The 17,135-nt window shown below is 43.4% G+C and carries 13 protein-coding genes and 1 pseudogene; 6 read left to right on the top strand and 8 right to left on the bottom strand.

Annotation, left to right across the window (positions count from 1 at the left end; all coding sequences use genetic code 11):
• Window positions 1-15: 15 nt before the first annotated feature.
• The 5 genes from lolA1 to U0035_RS19775 all read right to left on the bottom strand — a co-directional run bounded on the left by lolA1 (window position 16) and on the right by U0035_RS19775 (window position 5,775).
• Window positions 16-663, bottom strand: coding sequence for an outer membrane lipoprotein periplasmic chaperone LolA1 (gene lolA1, locus U0035_RS19795; protein WP_114790666.1), 648 nt, complete (start codon window positions 661-663; stop codon window positions 16-18).
• Window positions 664-808: 145 nt separating this feature from the next.
• Window positions 809-3,382 (bottom strand): DNA translocase FtsK, encoded by a 2,574-nt coding sequence (locus U0035_RS19790; RefSeq protein WP_114790665.1) that lies wholly within the window; start codon window positions 3,380-3,382, stop codon window positions 809-811.
• A 149-nt stretch (window positions 3,383-3,531) separates the two neighbouring features.
• Window positions 3,532-3,915: a DUF423 domain-containing protein gene (locus U0035_RS19785; protein WP_114790664.1), complete on the bottom strand. Its 384-nt coding sequence runs from the start codon at window positions 3,913-3,915 to the stop codon at window positions 3,532-3,534.
• Between the two features lie 68 nt (window positions 3,916-3,983).
• Complete coding sequence (locus U0035_RS19780; protein WP_114790663.1) at window positions 3,984-4,511, bottom strand: shikimate kinase; 528 nt, start codon at window positions 4,509-4,511, stop codon at window positions 3,984-3,986.
• A gap of 79 nt (window positions 4,512-4,590) precedes the next feature.
• Window positions 4,591-5,775 (bottom strand): acyl-CoA dehydrogenase family protein, encoded by a 1,185-nt coding sequence (locus U0035_RS19775; RefSeq protein WP_114790662.1) that lies wholly within the window; start codon window positions 5,773-5,775, stop codon window positions 4,591-4,593.
• A 163-nt stretch (window positions 5,776-5,938) separates the two neighbouring features.
• On the opposite strand from U0035_RS19775, the gene U0035_RS19770 reads away from it, so the two are divergent.
• The 6 genes and pseudogenes from U0035_RS19770 (at window position 5,939) to nhaA (ending at window position 12,316) form a co-directional block, all read left to right on the top strand.
• Window positions 5,939-6,721, top strand: coding sequence for a response regulator transcription factor (locus tag U0035_RS19770; RefSeq protein ID WP_114790661.1), 783 nt, complete (start codon window positions 5,939-5,941; stop codon window positions 6,719-6,721).
• 237 nt (window positions 6,722-6,958) lie between these two features.
• Entirely contained in the window at window positions 6,959-8,143 is a 1,185-nt protein-coding gene (locus U0035_RS19765) for a hypothetical protein (RefSeq protein WP_114790660.1), read from the top strand.
• 23 nt (window positions 8,144-8,166) lie between these two features.
• Window positions 8,167-8,910, top strand: coding sequence for a hypothetical protein (locus tag U0035_RS19760; protein ID WP_114790659.1), 744 nt, complete (start codon window positions 8,167-8,169; stop codon window positions 8,908-8,910).
• A gap of 539 nt (window positions 8,911-9,449) precedes the next feature.
• A complete protein-coding gene (locus U0035_RS19755) occupies window positions 9,450-10,634 on the top strand; it encodes a hypothetical protein (RefSeq protein ID WP_327138706.1) in 1,185 nt (394 codons plus the stop codon).
• 85 nt (window positions 10,635-10,719) lie between these two features.
• Window positions 10,720-10,967 (top strand): annotated as a pseudogene (locus tag U0035_RS23035) (endonuclease domain-containing protein).
• A gap of 173 nt (window positions 10,968-11,140) precedes the next feature.
• A complete protein-coding gene (gene nhaA / locus U0035_RS19750; RefSeq protein ID WP_114790656.1) occupies window positions 11,141-12,316 on the top strand; it encodes a Na+/H+ antiporter NhaA in 1,176 nt (391 codons plus the stop codon).
• Here nhaA and U0035_RS19745 read toward each other — a convergent pair.
• From U0035_RS19745 to U0035_RS19735, 3 genes are all read right to left on the bottom strand, one after another.
• Window positions 12,286-14,559 carry a GH92 family glycosyl hydrolase gene (locus tag U0035_RS19745; protein ID WP_114790655.1) on the bottom strand — a complete coding sequence of 758 codons (2,274 nt, stop codon included), beginning with the start codon at window positions 14,557-14,559 and terminating at the stop codon, window positions 12,286-12,288. The genes nhaA and U0035_RS19745 overlap by 31 nt on opposite strands.
• Before the next feature lie 198 nt (window positions 14,560-14,757).
• Window positions 14,758-16,179 carry a glycoside hydrolase family 125 protein gene (locus tag U0035_RS19740; protein ID WP_114790654.1) on the bottom strand — a complete coding sequence of 474 codons (1,422 nt, stop codon included), beginning with the start codon at window positions 16,177-16,179 and terminating at the stop codon, window positions 14,758-14,760.
• 29 nt (window positions 16,180-16,208) lie between these two features.
• Entirely contained in the window at window positions 16,209-17,111 is a 903-nt protein-coding gene (locus tag U0035_RS19735; protein WP_114790653.1) for an ROK family protein, read from the bottom strand.
• Between the last annotated feature and the right edge of the window lie 24 nt (window positions 17,112-17,135).

The following is a 17,135-nucleotide window of genomic DNA, read 5'->3' as shown; positions in this document are numbered from 1 at the left end:
AATTTATTTGGTTTTTTATCTCAGATCCACTACTTCTACACCGGGGTATTTTGCTTTATCAAAAGTAAAATTAGCGTCGGAAATAGCGGTATTGGGTTTGAAGTTACTCACGTTGTACACATACCGGTTGCCGGTCTTTTCCACAACTGTGGTGCTAATAATGTTTTTTGTTGCTTTATCTACTGCTACATATACCCTGGCAAAGGGCTTATTTTTGTCGATCGGTTGCATGATAATTTTATTTACATCCCTGCTTCCTACTTTTCCATCTTTGTCCATTACGTACATAAAATCTTTATTATAGAAATCGGTAAATAGCTTTTGAGGTGTTATGGTTCCTTCTGATGCACTGGCACTACTTACTGTTACCTCTTTGGCAGCAGGGTCATAATTCCATATCGTAACCCCATCGCTTATGATTTTATTGCTACCCAGGTTAATCGCATATTTATTGCCCTTCATTTGCACTGTACCATTTTTGGTGGTTAACACTTTACCGGCAGCACTGGCGATCTGGTAGCCGAAGTTGGCTGTTACCGTTTTGTAGGTTTTAAATCTGGCACTTACCTCATCTAATATTGCTTTTGCCTTAGGATCTTTTTGCTGCGCGAACGAAAACACAGACATGAACAGAACAGCTCCGGTGATATACAATTTCTTCATATTCAATTTTTAAGATTTTCTAGTTTTAATTATTTACAGTAAGACGCCAATTTTCATGCCGTGGTGCGGTGGTTAACATTAATTAACATATTGGAGAAAGATTAACAGTTGACGGGTATCTGTCGACAATTAGCGGTTAACATCACTACCCTAACATTTCGAGATGTTGTTGGAGGTCTGCGTCTGTTTTAATCAACACTTCGCGGGCCTTGCTCCCCTGGTTCGGACCAACAATACCGGCATTTTCCAGCTGATCCATTAGCCGTCCCGCGCGATTATACCCCAGCTTCATCCTTCTTTGTAAAAGGGAGGTAGAGCCAATCTGATTGGCCACAATTAATTTAGCAGCTTCTTCAAATAACGAATCCCTGTCTCCCAGGTCGAAATCACCGCTTTCCAGCTCTTTTTCATCCACATATTCGGGCAAGAGGAATGCCTGCGGATATCCTTCCTGGTAGCCGATAAACTCAACTACCTTATCTACTTCGGGAGTATCGACAAAAGCACATTGCAACCTGGCAATTTCCCCGTTCAAGCTAATCAGCATATCTCCTTTACCAATTAATTGCTCGGCACCGCCTGCATCGAGGATGGTACGACTATCAATTTTACTGCTCACTTTAAAGGCTACGCGTGCCGGAAAGTTGGCTTTGATAGTACCCGTAATAATATTTACCGAAGGCCTTTGCGTTGCGATGATCAGGTGAATACCTACCGCACGGGCCAGCTGCGCAAGTCGCGCAATCGGCATTTCAACTTCCTTACCAGCCGTCATGATCAGGTCGGCAAACTCATCTACCACCAATACGATAAACGGAAGAAACTGGTGTCCTTTTTCAGGATTTAACTTCCGCGAGGTAAACTTGGTATTGTATTCTTTAATGTTGCGGCAACCGGCTTCTTTCAGTAAATCGTAGCGGTTATCCATTTCAATACAAAGTGCATTGAGCGTGTTGATCACTTTTTTGGTATCGGTAATGATCGCTTCTTCTTCATTCGGAAGTTTAGCCAGGAAATGACTTTCTATATGGCTATAAATGCTCAGCTCTACTTTTTTAGGGTCTACCAAAACAAACTTCAATTGTGAAGGATGCTTTTTATACAGCAGGGATACCAGAATCGCGTTGATACCAACTGATTTACCCTGCCCCGTTGCTCCGGCCATTAGTAAATGCGGCATGGTTGCCAAATCGACAATAAATAGTTCATTATCTATTTTCTTACCTAGAGCGATGGGTAATGAATGAGCGCTGTTCTGATACTTATCGGAAGAGAGCAAGGTCTTCATGCTTACAATACTCTTTTTAGCATTGGGTACTTCAATACCAATAGTACCGCGGCCCGGTATAGGAGCAATAATACGGATACCTAAAGCTGAAAGGCTTAATGCAATATCATCTTCCAGATTTTTTATGCGTGAGATACGCACACCGGCTGCGGGTACTATTTCATATAATGTAACCGTCGGACCAATAGTAGCACTGATGCGTTGAATTTCTATATCATAGTTGCGCAGAGTAGTTATGATCTGGTTTTTGTTATTTTCCAGTTCTTCAGGGTCATGCTCTACCTTTTCAGACCCATAAGACGCCAGCAAATCTAATGTTGGATGCTGATAATCCCTGAGATCCAATGTGGGTTCGTAAGCTTTCGCCTTTTCTACCGGGGTAGTCACTTTTTCCTCTTCTTCTGTTTTGGGCAGTGGGGCATCATTTATTTCCAGCTTCAATCCACCTGTTGTTACTACAGGCCTGGCTGCAGGTTTTGGTTTCTCAATTTCCAATTCTTTTTTCATCTCCGGCTCAGCTTCAGGCTCGTCAAAATGTATTCTTGCCTCAGGCTTCAGTACCGTGATCCCTTCAAAGCCTTTCGCTTCCTCCTTAGGCGCTGTCTCCTCTTTTTCTATGAGTCCTATTTTATGTTTAGGCTTCGCTGCCTCATCGTCAACAATCAGGGTTGCAGCGTCCAGTGGCGCTATTTTGGGTTTAGCCGGTTCTTTTTCTTCCTCCTTAACAAAATCATGCTCTGCTAACGGAAGGGCATCTTTGGGTGATTCTTCAGCGCCGGCCACAGCAGGCCGGGATAGCTTTTTAGGAAATGCAAATACGGGGTTGAACTGCCAGATCAGGTAAGCCACTACAATTAGTAAAAGGATGGCAGATGCCCCCACAAAACCGAGTGAAGCTAACAGCCAGTCGCTGATCACATTTCCAACGCCGCCACCCCAACTAAATTCTTCTTTCCTTAAAATGAATGCAAGGATGGTTGAAACGGCCAACATGCCCAACGTAACGTATTTCAGATTACGCCATATAGAAAAAACGCGCCGGCGCCACAGGAGATTGACACCTACAACAAAGAAAAAAGTACATACTAACAGGGAGGCAACACCAAATAATTTAAAAATAAAAAGGTTCGCCACTATGGCTCCGGTTTTGCCCAACAGGTTATTTGCAGTGGTGTCTACGTCCGCCAGAATTTCAATGCCGCGGGATACACTTGCCTGGTCCTGCCTCCAGGTAAAAAAATATGATACAAATGCAATAATCAGGAATATAGATATTAATAGGAATGTTAACCCTACAATTTTCCAGGTACGTTCATCTTTGGCCAGTTGCTTCAGCCTTATCCGCTCTGCTTTCTCTGCGACAAATGGTGTAACAGTATCTTTTGCCTTAGCTGTTGGTTTTTTACTCTTCGATTTACTCTTATTCGTCATAAAAGCAAAGATAAGGAAGGTTGGAAAGTTGTCCGAAGGTTCGAACAACTCCTTTATCTACTCCTACGACGAAAATATGAAAACCCGGGCTCCAGAGCTTGAGTGCCAGGATCTAAGGACCTTAAGTTCTAAAAAATTTCAACTGCATGCTACTTTTTCAGTAACGCCACAACAAAGCAAATCCAGCCTGTTATAAAGAAGAGCCCTCCAATTGGTGTAACGATACCGATTCCGCCCAGGCCAACTTTACCGGTTGCCTTTAGAAGAGACAGCGCATACAGGGAACCGGAAAACAAAAGAATACCAATCAGAAAGCAAAGTCCCGCCCAATTCATAGTTTTAAAAGGGAATTTCTCAAAAAGAATCCCCACAATTAATAGCGCAAACGCATGATACATCTGGTATTGAACGCCGGTTTGAAAGGTTGGAACCGAGTCTGGAGCTATTTCTTTTAATTTATGAGCTCCAAATGCTCCTAAAATAACACCAAGGCCGGCTATTACGCTACCTAGGGTGAGGTACAATTTATGCATGGTAATTAGATATTAGATGCTGGATACTAGATACTGGATGCCGGATGTCTGTACTCAGGGGTTGTTGATCAAACCTCCCCGTTGTCCGCCGTTTGATCAAAAATAGCTTTTATAAAATCATCCACGCGGGCATCACGATCGTCGATCCGTACCCTGGCCCGTTCATAAAAAATTCTCCGATCGCCGTTTTTCTTAACAATGTACGCTTTTAATTGTTCATCATCAAGGCTTTTAAGCAGCGGGCGTTTGTCCTTCCCCTGCCTTAGCCGGCCCAGCAGGATTTCGAAAGGCGTGTCAATCCAAACGGTTACGCCTTTTTCGTTCATATAATCGATATTATTAAAAAAACAGGGGGCGCCTCCTCCACAGGATAATACCATCGATTCATGACTTTCGCTTACCATGTGTAATATTTCGCGCTCCTTCATACGGAAGTATTCCTCTCCCTTCTCTTCAAACATTTCGGCAATAGATCTTCCCTCATCGTTCTCAATCAATTCGTCAAGGTCAAAAAACGGAATCCCTAGTTTTTTTCCGAGTAATTTCCCCCAATGCGTTTTTCCTACGCCCATAAAACCTATTAAATAAATTCGCATTCCCTACACTTTTTATTTAGTAAACAGATGCCGGATGTTGATAAAGATATAGTCAACTGTCATCCGCAACCAGTCAACTCTACTTGAACGCATTCTCGCCGGTTATATCCAGTCCGGTAATCAGCAAATGTATATCATGTGTACCTTCATAAGTAATTACACTTTCCAGGTTCATCATATGCCGCATAACAGGGTACTCGCCTGTAATGCCCATACCACCTAAAATCTGGCGCGCATCCCGGCAAATATTGGTTGCAATTTCGCAACTATTTCTTTTGGCCATGCTTACCTGTTGAGGTGTAGCTTTCCCTTCATTCATCAATACACCCAGTCTCCAATTTAATAATTGCGCTTTGGTAATTTCTGTTATCATTTCGGCCAGCTTTTTTTGCTGTAACTGAAAAGCAGCGATGGGTTTTCCGAACTGCTGCCGCTGTTGAGCGTAACGCAACGCCGTGTCATAGCAGTCCATTGCGGCGCCAATAACGCCCCAGGCAATGCCGTAACGGGCTTTGGTTAAACATCCCAAAGGTCCTTTTAAACCCGTAACCCCGGGTAATATATTCTCCTTTGGCACCCTTACATGATCGAACACCAATTCACCTGTAGCTGACGCGCGCAAGCTCCATTTATTATGTGTTGTTGGGGTACTAAAGCCGGGCATCCCTCTTTCCACAATCAGCCCATACACGTCGCCCTGCTCATCTTTAGCCCAAACTACTGCCACCTGGGCAAAGGGTGCATTACTGATCCACATTTTGCTTCCGTTTAAGATAACCGCATCGTCCTCTTCTTTAAAATTTGTCAACATACCGGCCGGATCACTACCATGATCAGGTTCCGTTAATCCGAAACAACCCAGCCACTCACCGCTGGCAAGTTTGGGTAAATATTTCTGTTTTTGTTCCTCACTCCCGTAGGCATAAATAGGATACATCACCAGGGATCCCTGTACTGACGCCGTGGAACGCACACCACTGTCTCCCCTTTCCAGTTCCTGCATCATGAGCCCGTAACTGATATAATCAAGCCCCCCTCCTCCGTATGCGGTGGGCAGTGTTGGACCAAAGCAGCCCAAATCACCCAATTGCTTCACAATCTGTTGCGGAAACTCCGCCCGTTGCGAGTAGTCTTCAATAATGGGTGAAATTTCTTTTTTAACATAGGAGCGTACAGCATCACGTATCATTATTTGCTCCTCGCTAAGCAGTTCGTCCACTTTAAAGTAGTCCGGGCTTTCAAAAAGATCTTTTTTTAAGCTCATAACAAAGCTATTTGATTGAAACAAAGGTAATAGTAACTTTTTATAGAAATAACCCCAAAAAAGCATCGGGTTAACACCCGTAAAATACCGTATTTTCACCCTGTTTAATACCAATAGCCAATGTATCTTCGCAACAGATACCTCTGATCCAAAAACTGCTGTTATGCCCGATAAAAATGTAGTAACCGAATTCTGGAAAAAGAATAGATACTTCATTCCTGAATCTTGTATCCAAAAGTACGCTTCCCCTAACAAGGCCGCTAAATTTACCGAAATCTTAAGCGAGATATTCTGCGCGGGACCCAGTTATTATTATATTGTTGATTTTGCTACCCGTGAAATTTTATACATGTCGCCATCAGTTCAACAGGTCTTAGGACTGGATCCCGCCAATACCTGTTTTGATGATATTGTAGATACCGTCCATATAGACGATTTAAGTTTTATACAGGTTGCTGAGGAATTTAACATCAGGAAGACCCTTGAGCTGGGCATGGACCTTGTTTTTCAAACGAAAATGTCTTATTGTTTCCGGGAAAAAACTGCAAACGGAACATACGAACTTTTCCAACTTCAGGCGCTTTGCTTCGACGCTGATCCGGAACGGAATGCCTGGAAACTACTCAATATACATACGAACATCAATCACCTCACAACTGTAAATAATTACAAGCTTACACTAACAGGTATCAACGGTCACGATCTTTTTCTTCAATTCGACCTGAAAAAAAAATTAGAGATCAATAGCAATAAACCTACCTACACCCCGCGCGAGCTCGAGATTATCAAGTTGATTGCGCAAGGCCTGGAAACCCCGGAAATAGCCAGCGAACTTTTCATTTCTCCGCATACGGCCAAAACGCATCGCAAAAATATTATGCAAAAGGCAGGGGCAAAGAATACGGCACAATTAATTAGTTTTTGTTTGGGTAAGGGATTGTTGTAAGCTATTCCGACTCTTTTATATGGATATGCGGCCGCCCTTATCCCGATTATGCTACTCCACCTGCTCCTGCCAAGCGGTAGAGAATGTATACCCCTGGGAGATACGCCCGTGAGGCTATCTCCTACATATATACTACAATACCCGGTCATTAAAAAATACCACTTAGGGGGTATTGATGAGGCACCAGGAGCTATATAATTTTGTCCTGCTCATTTAATAACTAACTTTTGATATATTATGAATAGGCTGTTGACTCTTTTTATATTCTCGCTGTCGTTTGTTATTTCCTGCAAAAAAGACAAAGCCCAACCTAATCCCAATGTTGTAACGGGGAATTACTCGGGCATAATAGTGGGTTCAACAGGTGCCTATCAGATAAAAATAACAGAATCAGGTGCTACGGGGACATTAATATTCGAAGGCGTGAAGTATGCTCTCGAATCCCACAATGTATTGACGAAACAGAGCCAGATATTTCTTGTAGATAAAAGCGGGAACATGGTTATAACGATTGAAGCAGATGCGACGGGAGCACTAATGAACCCGTCGTTTAGAATCCCCGGTCATGAAAACATGGAAGCTACAATAGTTAAAGAAACAACCACTCCTGCCGAAAATTATAACGGATGGAGGTTAAATGAAACAGCTTCCGATTTTACTAACAGTATCTATAATCTTTCTGTAAATGGAAACAGCTTTGAGCTTATATCCAAAACAATAGCCTCTGTAAACGCTGAGGAAATCGGTAATGTTAAAAGGATAAAAGGAACTGTCAGCCGCTCCGGTTCCCAGATCACTCTCACTTATACTGAAAATGGATCTGCCAGGACACTGACAGGCATTGATGCGTTGAATAAAATCACTATAGCTGAAACTAATGGCGCTAAAATTGAACTGAATAAAATTGACTTTGCCGCTGCACTACCACCCCGGCCGGAAAGCTATTTTACCTTTAAAGGCAACAAATACCTTTTAACCCAGGGCGGTTTTGAAAGTATCAAACCTTTCGAGTGGGATGAAACCGGGCGATATCACGGCGTTTATTTTGCTACCGACGGCCTTAAGCTGCAAGGCGATGACTACAGAGGAGTAGGAAAAAGCATTTATATAACGCTCACAACAACAGCCAACCAAATATTCAATTTACCAGGCAACTATCCATCAGGTGGCTGGAATGATGATGCAACACTCAGCCCTGACTATTCGCTGATAGGTGTTGACATTTCCGACCATTATTCTGCTACTGTGGTGGGACCCCACACCGGCGGCGTTATAGACGATAGGGTTACAGAAGAGCTCCGGATAAAACGGCATGGTATCTACTACGAAGTAACCATGAAAGGATATGCAGATCTTGAATCTACCGGTCCCGGTTTAGGCCTGTTTGAACTACACTACTACGGACCACTGTCTCAAAAATAATTACCAGCTAAAACAAACTACTAATGAGAAGGATCATTTTGGGCTGTGGTATGCTCGTAAGCATACTATCAGCCCATGCACAAAAAGCAGAACGCTCCCCGTTTAGAAGAGGCTACCTGAGGTTGGGCATTAACAGCTTGCCGGGTAAGATCAACACGGCTATGTCGCCTAAAGAGAATATCCTCGCCTCGCAATACGGAGCGGGAACAGGCCTTGCTTTTGAAATGGGAAAGGTCTATTACTTTAACAAACCTGAATCCGGGGACCTTATTGGCTACGGGCTGGACTGGACGGTGATCTCACTTACTTATAACCCCCTTAGCAAGTGGAAGGAATATGAGCGCCAGGCCGGAGAACCGGGCGCTACCAGCAAGCCGCTGGCAGCTTCCCTGTCTACCAAGCTGGGGCCGGCTATTTCGTTTAACCCGATCGAAAAGCTTGTTATTGATGCCAGGCTGCAGCTCATGGCTTATGCCCATGGTTATAACTATAGCTACGAAACTGGAAACAACAGCTTCCAACTTGAAAACGGTATTGAAGAAGATTCAGAAGAAAAAATACTCGATAATGTGTTATTTGGCTTTAAACCTAATATGGGTATTACCGCACGCCGGGGCATCATAGGCCTGTCGCTGGACTATGCGCCGGGTAATACCAACATGAACTACAGTGAGTATACTGAAGTAGATCAGGAAAGCACCACCATTTATGGCAAAAGCAAAATAAAGACCAACAATCTGCAGTTAAAGCTAAGCGTATTCTTTTAATGCAGCAGCATTTGTGCCCACAGCATACAAGACACCCCCGACTTCTCTTAGTGATGCAGAACATAATTTCCGGTGCTATACCTATTTGATACACTCAGGCCGGAGATCATTTCTTCGGCTTTTTTGATAAACAACAGGTGTGCGGTTTTTCTCCATTTTTGCCTGCACCTCCGGCAGCCCCACCTGAACAATCGACCGCTGGGAGAAGCCTAAAAAGAATATATAGGCCGCAGTCGACCTGTAAAGCGCGTTTATATCAAGCTGCAGAACCTGCCCCGTTCAATTCCATGACGGCTAAGACTATCCCATTATCCGCTGTGGTCCCAATCCTATCAGGAGGGTTCAACAAATATTTTTAGACCCCTTTTTTGATTTTTATATACCTACCAATCAAAGATTTATAATCCATTCCTAAAAAACTGGCGGATTATTTGCTTATTGTAAGCATGCTCTCGTAAAATGCCTTGTAATTATCGGGCATTTTGTAGCTCCTGCCTATATTTGACGGAGCAACTAAATTAAAAACTAAAGATATGCAGATGAAACAGCTACTCTTGCCATTATTCGTGTTATTTACAACAAATTGTTTTGCTCAAATAGACAGTATAAAGCGCGAAATGAACCTTCGCGACAAGGTCTTGAACGATATTCAGAATAATTTCGACAGCCGGAATAAAACGCTGGATTCTACTGTTACCAAATTGGATCAACGCTTGTCCAGCCTTGATAAATCTATTTCACAATCCCGTGATGCCAATGATAAAGCTGATAAATTACAGCAACGCGTGCAGGCGGTAGAGGAGAAACAAAAAGCCATTGAACAGAATGAGCTAAATCTTTTCCAGGCTAACTATCAGTCTGCAATGGTGAATCTTGTGTCTATGGACCGGGAAATAAAACCCTTACTCTTGTTCAATTCTACCAAGTCTTTTTTTAATGCGCTTAGCGAAACCGGCAACCCCATGAACTATGACGGCTACACCAAATGGTATAACCAATATGCCGCGTATGTTAAAGATAAGAAGGCGGAAAGCCCGGTACTTAATGTAACCAGCAACCTGCTCAGCTTCGCAGGTAATTTTACGAAGGGCGCTCCGGTAACAGGTCCTATTACTTCTGCCCTCTTTTCCAGCATGACCACTTATATCGACAATATTGGTAAAAAAGAAAAAGCGCTGAAAGAGCAAAGTGAACAAATGTTAACCCTCACCATGAAGATCAGCCAGTTCAATTATGATAACGATCGCATTGAAAATGAATGGGAGTCGATCACAGCGGAATTACAGGACCTGCAGGCCAAATACGATAAATCGTTAAAAGAAAACCTGGCCATTATAAAAACATCTCCTACCGACTTCCAGGCGAATTTTTCAAAGGAAAACGATGCTGAAAAAAGATATCAATATCTTACCAGGTTGAGAGATGAGGCGGCTAAATTTGTAAGTGAAGAAAGAACCAAAAATCCAAAAGACTGGCGTCAGAAAGCCTATGTGCAAATGAACGATGTTCAATCGCTAAAACAACGTTTTGGCCAGGTCACTTTCAGGATCAGCCAGAATCTGCTAAAGTATAAGGAGCTATTTGATAAATATAAGCCAGACCCTCAACTGGGCGCCAGGGTGAAAGACCTGGAAATAAAAATGAAAGAATTGCAGGAGTCTTTTGATAAAACTTTCGACCCGTTGGAATATATCAACTCGGCTAACCGGATGTATAAGGTGTAAGAGCGAACATCTCAAAAACTTCCATCCTGATCCGCCCAAGCGAAAATACGCCTCGGCTTTCATTGCCTGTTGCGCCGCATGCTAAATTGAACATTATGTTGCTGATTTTATATGTAAGGAGCTAATGCTGATCATTGAGGTAGATGGCAACACGCATCACTCTCTAGAAGCTATAGCAAAAGATCAAAGGCGCCAAATGATCTGGAGAATCATGGCTTTACAGTGATCCGGTTTACCGATGAGGAGGTGCTTCAACATATCAATGCGGTGCAAGGTTTTGTTGAAAACTGGATTGACAAGCAGGCAGGGAACAGTAGCCCCTGCCACTTGTAAACTATCCGTGAGGGTCGAGCTCCGCTATAGGAAGGTCCCCCCGTCACGCCGTGGGCGTGCCACCCCCGCCCGCGGGGGATAGCCGTCTCCGGAAGAGCGCAGTTCAGCGGTTGCCCCTATCGGTTGTAAATACCCTATTTTCGCGCTGTCTTTTCACTTGCATTAATACATACATGAGGTTAACCCGATTATTCAATCATTTCTTTCACAGCGAAAAATCCGGCGGGCTGGTACTAATCATATGTACAGTAGCCTCTATTATATTAGCTAATTCTTCCTTTGGCCCCGCTTATCATCATTTCTGGGAGATCCGGTTGGGAGAAGGGTCGGTTGAATACTGGATCAATGACGGATTGATGACCATCTTCTTTTTACTCATTGGCCTCGAGCTGGAACGGGAAGTTTACATCGGGGAACTTAGTAATATCAAAAATGCTTTATTACCGATATTTGGAGCTATAGGTGGAATGTTGCTGCCAGCGGGGGTATACCTTCTTTTCAACTACGGAACCGTTACTCAGCCAGGCGCAGGCATCCCTATGGCTACTGATATTGCTTTTGCGCTGGCTGTGCTGTCACTTATTGGCAAACGAGTACCGCTGTCGCTTAAGGTATTTTTAACCGCACTGGCTGTCATTGATGATCTGGGAGCCATATTAGTCATTGCCCTCTTCTATTCAAAAGGGATTTTATGGACCAATCTGCTGATCGCATTGGGTACCTGGGGTCTATTACTATTGTTTAACAGACTAAAGATTCGAAATCTCATTCCCTATATCCTTGGCGGTATCGTTATGTGGTGGTTTATGTTGCACTCGGGCGTACACGCCACCATAACCGGCGTACTGCTGGCTTTTGCTATTCCATTTGGCAAAGGGGATACAAAATCGACCTCTTATATTTTGCAGGATTTCCTGCATAAGCCGGTAGCTTTTATCATACTGCCCATTTTTGCCCTGGCTAATACCGCCATTTATATCAGTCCCGATTTCGAAAGCCTTTCTACACAACCGTATAGCCAGGGTATTGCCTTAGGGCTAATCATTGGCAAGCCCTTAGGCATTTTAGCATCAGCCTTTCTCGCTGTGAAATTTAAAATATGCCAGCTTCCCTCAGACCTGAACTGGAAACTGATACTTGGTGCAGGATGCCTGGGTGGTATTGGATTTACCATGTCCATATTTATAGCGCTGCTGGCATTCGACGACCCGGCTATTATCAATAATACCAAGCTGGTTATCCTGCTCGCCTCACTGGTATCAGGCGCCCTTGGTTTTACGTTGCTTCAATTGTTCCTCAAGAAAAGCGCAGCACCTGATCAATCAGATGTGCTCATAGAAAAAGGATAATCGGCGGTGGTCACACCTCGTGTTTTATTGGGTTGTGCGCTCATGCCCATATTGATAGTACCACCTTTTAACAAGTCAAAATGGTCCAGGTAGTTTTTGGAACTGGCTTTTCCGTTAAGGGAAACCGACTGTACATATCTGTTGGTGGCACTGTTTTGCGATGCATTAATCACGAGTTTCTTCCCATTTTCAAAGGTCACTTCAGCTTTTTTAAATAATGGCGTTCCTAGAACATATTGCGTACTGGCAGGCGTAACAGGGTAAAATCCTAATGCGGAGAATACATACCAGGCTGAAGTTTGTCCATTGTCCTCATCGCCACAATATCCGTCAGCGGAAGAATTATATAATTTGTCCATCACTTCCCTTATCCAATATTGCGACTTCCAGGGTTGGCCTGCATAGTTATATAAATAGGTCATATGCTGGATTGGTTGGTTTCCATGTGCATATTGTCCCATATTGGTGATCTGCATTTCTCTCATTTCATGAATAACAGAACCATAATAAGAGTAATCGCCGAAGTCCGGCGGCATAATAAATACGGAATCCAGCATGCGCACAAACATTTTATCACCGCCCATCAATTGCTTTAAGCCTTCTATGTCCTGGAACACACTCCAGGAGTAATGCCAGCTATTACCCTCGGTAAAAGCGCCGCCCCAGGAGTAAGGATTGAAAGGCGCATGAAAACTACCGTCTTCATTTTTGGGACGCATCAGTAATGTTTGCGGATCGAACAATTTCTTATAATTCATTGCGCGCTTTTTATAAACATCGGTTTCTACTGCCGGCTTACCCAATGCCTTGCCAAAAGCATAAATGGCATAATCATCATAAGCATACTCTAATGAACGAGCTACATTCTCGCTTATCTTAACATTATTGGGCACATAGCCCAGGCGATTATAATACTCCACACCTCTTCTCCCCGTAGCCTGCGGGCCTTCATTATTGGCACCATGCACTAAAGCCTGCCACAAGGTCTCTGCATCGTAGCCACGCAGCCCCTTCAAATAAGCCTCTGAGACCACGGACGCAGAATTATTACCCACCATTACAGCCCGGTATCCGGGTGACGACCATTCGGGCAACCAGCCCCCTTCTTTAAAATCGCTGATCAGGCCCTGCTGCATTTCTTTTGCAATGGAAGGATACACCAGGTGAAGGAAAGGGTATAAAGCCCTGAAAGTATCCCAGAAACCGGTGCCGGCAAATTTATAACCCTGCTCGGCTTTACCGGTGTATGGGCTATAATGCACGATCTTACCGGCTGCATCTTTTTCGTACATTTTTAAAGGGAAAAATACCATCCTGTAGAGGCAGGAGTAGAAGGTGCGCATTTGTTCTTCTGTACCTCCTGAAACCTTCACACGCCCGAGCACATTGTTCCACTCCTTTGCTCCATTTGCCTTGATGGCATCAAAATCTTTGCTGCCAATTTCTGACTTCAGATTTAACTCAGCCTGCTCGAAGCTGATAAAGGATGATGCAATTTTCGCATTCACCACATCACCCCGATTCAATCCTTTAAAACCTATAACAGCCCCCGCATGCTTACTTTTCATTTCTTCTTTATCAGAAAATTTATCCTCATCCCAGGTTGCTTTATAGTCAAATTTCTTATCGAACTGAATAACAAAATAGTTTTTGAAGTTTTCCGGCACACTACCGCTATTGCGGGTGCTATAACCAATGATCTTATTTTCTGAGGGGATGATCTTCACATAAGAGCCCCGGTCTATGGCATCTACGATTATGTAGGCGCTATCCGTTTGCGGAAAAGTAAAACGAAAGCGCGCGGCCCGTTCTGTAGGAGCGATCTCTGTAGTAATATCGGCATCGGCCAGGTATACTTTGTAATAATGCGGCTGCGCTACTTCTGCTTTATGAGAAAACCAACTAGCCCGGTCCTGCTCCTTAAAACGCATTTTCCCTGTAGCCGGCATAATAGCGAAATAGCCATAATCATTCATCCAGGGAGATGGTTGGTGCGTTTGTTTAAAACCGGTTATTTTATCGTCCTGGTATTTATAAGCCCATCCGTCTCCCATACGACCGGTCTGCGGCGTCCACAGGTTCATACCCCAGGGCATACCGATGGCCGGGTAGGTGTTGCCGTTGGAAAGTTCGAATTTAGAGAGTGTCCCCATCAGAGGATTCACATAATTGATCGGTTGCTGTGCCCGGGCAGACGTAGCAATTAAAACAAAAACAACAACAAGTTTTTTAATGCGATTCATTTTTTACATTTTAATAGGTGCCTATTTGATGATGCCGGCAAAAAACACAGAGCATCGGTATTGCGTCGCTCCTTTCAATTGCGGATCATATAGCATCCTGTATAAACGATGTCAACTCAAAGATACATTGAGGTCTAAAACTCACTCAGTGTGCAGTTGCAAGGCATGAACTAGCAAAGGCTAAAGCACTGTATACCTTTACGCCAGCAAATGTGGCTTTTCCTTAAAGGTCTTCCAAAGCAATTCTCCAAACAAGGTGTTCGCCCAGGCGAACCACTCGCGCGTAAATTTTTTAGAATCATCTTTATGAAAGGACTCATGCATAAATCCGGTTCCCCCATGTGTTTTTTTCAATGTATCAATACTCCATTTAATTTCTTTATCGTCCTTAGAGGTAAGCGCTTTCATAATAATGCTCATTGGCCATACCATATCCAGTCCCACATGCGGCCCGCCAATGCCCTCGGCTTGCGTACCTTTAAAGAAGAATGGGTTTTCAGGAGACCATACATAGTTGCGTGTATTCTTATATACCGGGTCAGAGGCCGTGACGCCGCCCAGGTAAGGCATTGCCAATAGACTGGGAACGTTGGCATCGTCCATCAGGTTATAGCTGCCGAATCCGTTTACTTCGAAAGCATAAATCTTTCCAAAAGCAGGATGCGTCGTAGTTGCATACTTTTTAAGCGCTAATTCTACTTCTTCCGCTAATGTTAAAAGATCATTTGCCAACGCAGCATCTTTACTAATAGCATTGGCCATTTCAGATGCCTGTTTTAAGCTGGTTACAGCGAAGAAATTAGACGGAATAAGATATGAGTATACGGTGGCATCATCACTTGGCCTGAACATTGAACAGATCAAGCCATTGGGCTTCGCCGGATAACCATACCCATTCATAGGCACACCGTCGGTCGCAAATTCTGTTTTCCGCTGAAATTTATAAGGACCTAAACCTCCTTTTCGCTGCTGCTCCCTAAAAGTTCTTAGTGTTAAAATCAAAGAGCCTTTCCAATCGTTCCCGAATGGAGAGGTATCACCTGTAGCCCTCCAGTAATGATAGGCTAATCTTATCGGGTAACATAAAGAATCGATCTCCCACTTTCTTTCATGCACACCAGGTTTCATGTCTGTAATATCAGATTCTTTCCATTTACTTATTTTGTTTTCGTCGTTATAAAAAGCATTTGCATAAGGATCTTTCAGAATAAACTCCACTTGCTTATTGATAACGCCGGCAATTAATTTTTGCAGATTTTTATCCTGTTTCGTAAATTGAAGATAAGGGAACACCTGTGCCGAGCTATCCCTTAACCACATAGCATCTATATCTCCCGTAATCACGTACGTATCGGGTTTACCATTTTTTTCACTATAAAACACGGTGGTATCTAAGGTATTGGGGAAACAGTTGTTAAACAACCACCCCAGTTCTTTATTAGGTACTTTAGACTGAAATGCTTTAATCGCATTCTCTATCACCTCACTTTTAAAATGTCTTTTAGAAACGGACCAGCGTACTTCGGGAAAGCTTTGTGTGGTTTTGGCAAAAGAAAACTTATTGAATGCCAGACCTGCACCCAACACACTTGTATTTTGAAGAAAAGTTTTGCGATTCATATCGATCTTTTTATCGGTTATTATAGTAATTAGTTCCAGAGTAAAGCGGCGCCAAACACACCGGCGCTATCGCCCAATACAGGCTTGCATATAGGTGTTGTGAGTTGCCCGCTGTTAAAAATATACTTTTTTATGCGCTCATATCCTTCGGTATACAATAAATCTATATTGCCCACACCCCCGCCAATAACAATAAGCGAGGGATCAATAATATTGATTACGGAGGATAGTGCTTTTCCATAATTCTCCAATAGCCTTTCTACCACTTCACTTGCATGTATATCCGAAGAAGATAAATGCCTTTCGATGATCACATTCAGTTTCAACGGAGTACCAGCCAGCTTTTCGTAGGCACGCTCCAATGCAGGTCCTGATATAACCGTTTCTACGCAGCCTTGTTTACTGCAGTAACAAAGTTCTCCGCCGTCTTCCAATATATTATGCCCCCATTCACCACCAATACCATGATGTCCATTAATGATTTTTTGATTTACAACCAAACCGCCGCCAACGCCGGTGCCCATAATAATTCCCCATACCACTTCAGCGTCGGGATAATCTTTACCAGCGCCCATCAATGCCTCTGCCAGTGCAAAACAGTTGGCATCGTTGGCTAACCTTACCCGAATTTTCAATAGCTGCTCCAGGTCCTCCTGCATGCGCTGTCCGTTCATACAGGTAGTGTTGCAATTCTTCATAGTTTGCGATTCGGGCTCTAATACTCCCGGTGTTGCCAGGCCTATTTTTGTCGGGAACTCACCAATTTTCTGAGAAACCTGCGCGATCAGTTTTTTTATCTGTGAAAGAATATGATCATATCCCCTGTCTGCCTCTGTTGGTATCCGCTGCCGTTCGATAACAGATAAACTGCCAGCATCCAATACAGCACATTCTATTTTAGTTCCTCCCAGGTCAATACCCCAAAAATTCATAGTTCTTTTATTTGTCGTTTAGCT

The organism is Niabella yanshanensis, assembly GCF_034424215.1.
In the GTDB taxonomy this organism is placed as follows: Bacteria; Bacteroidota; Bacteroidia; order Chitinophagales; family Chitinophagaceae; genus Niabella; species Niabella yanshanensis.
This window is presented reverse-complemented; position numbering and strand designations above follow the sequence as displayed.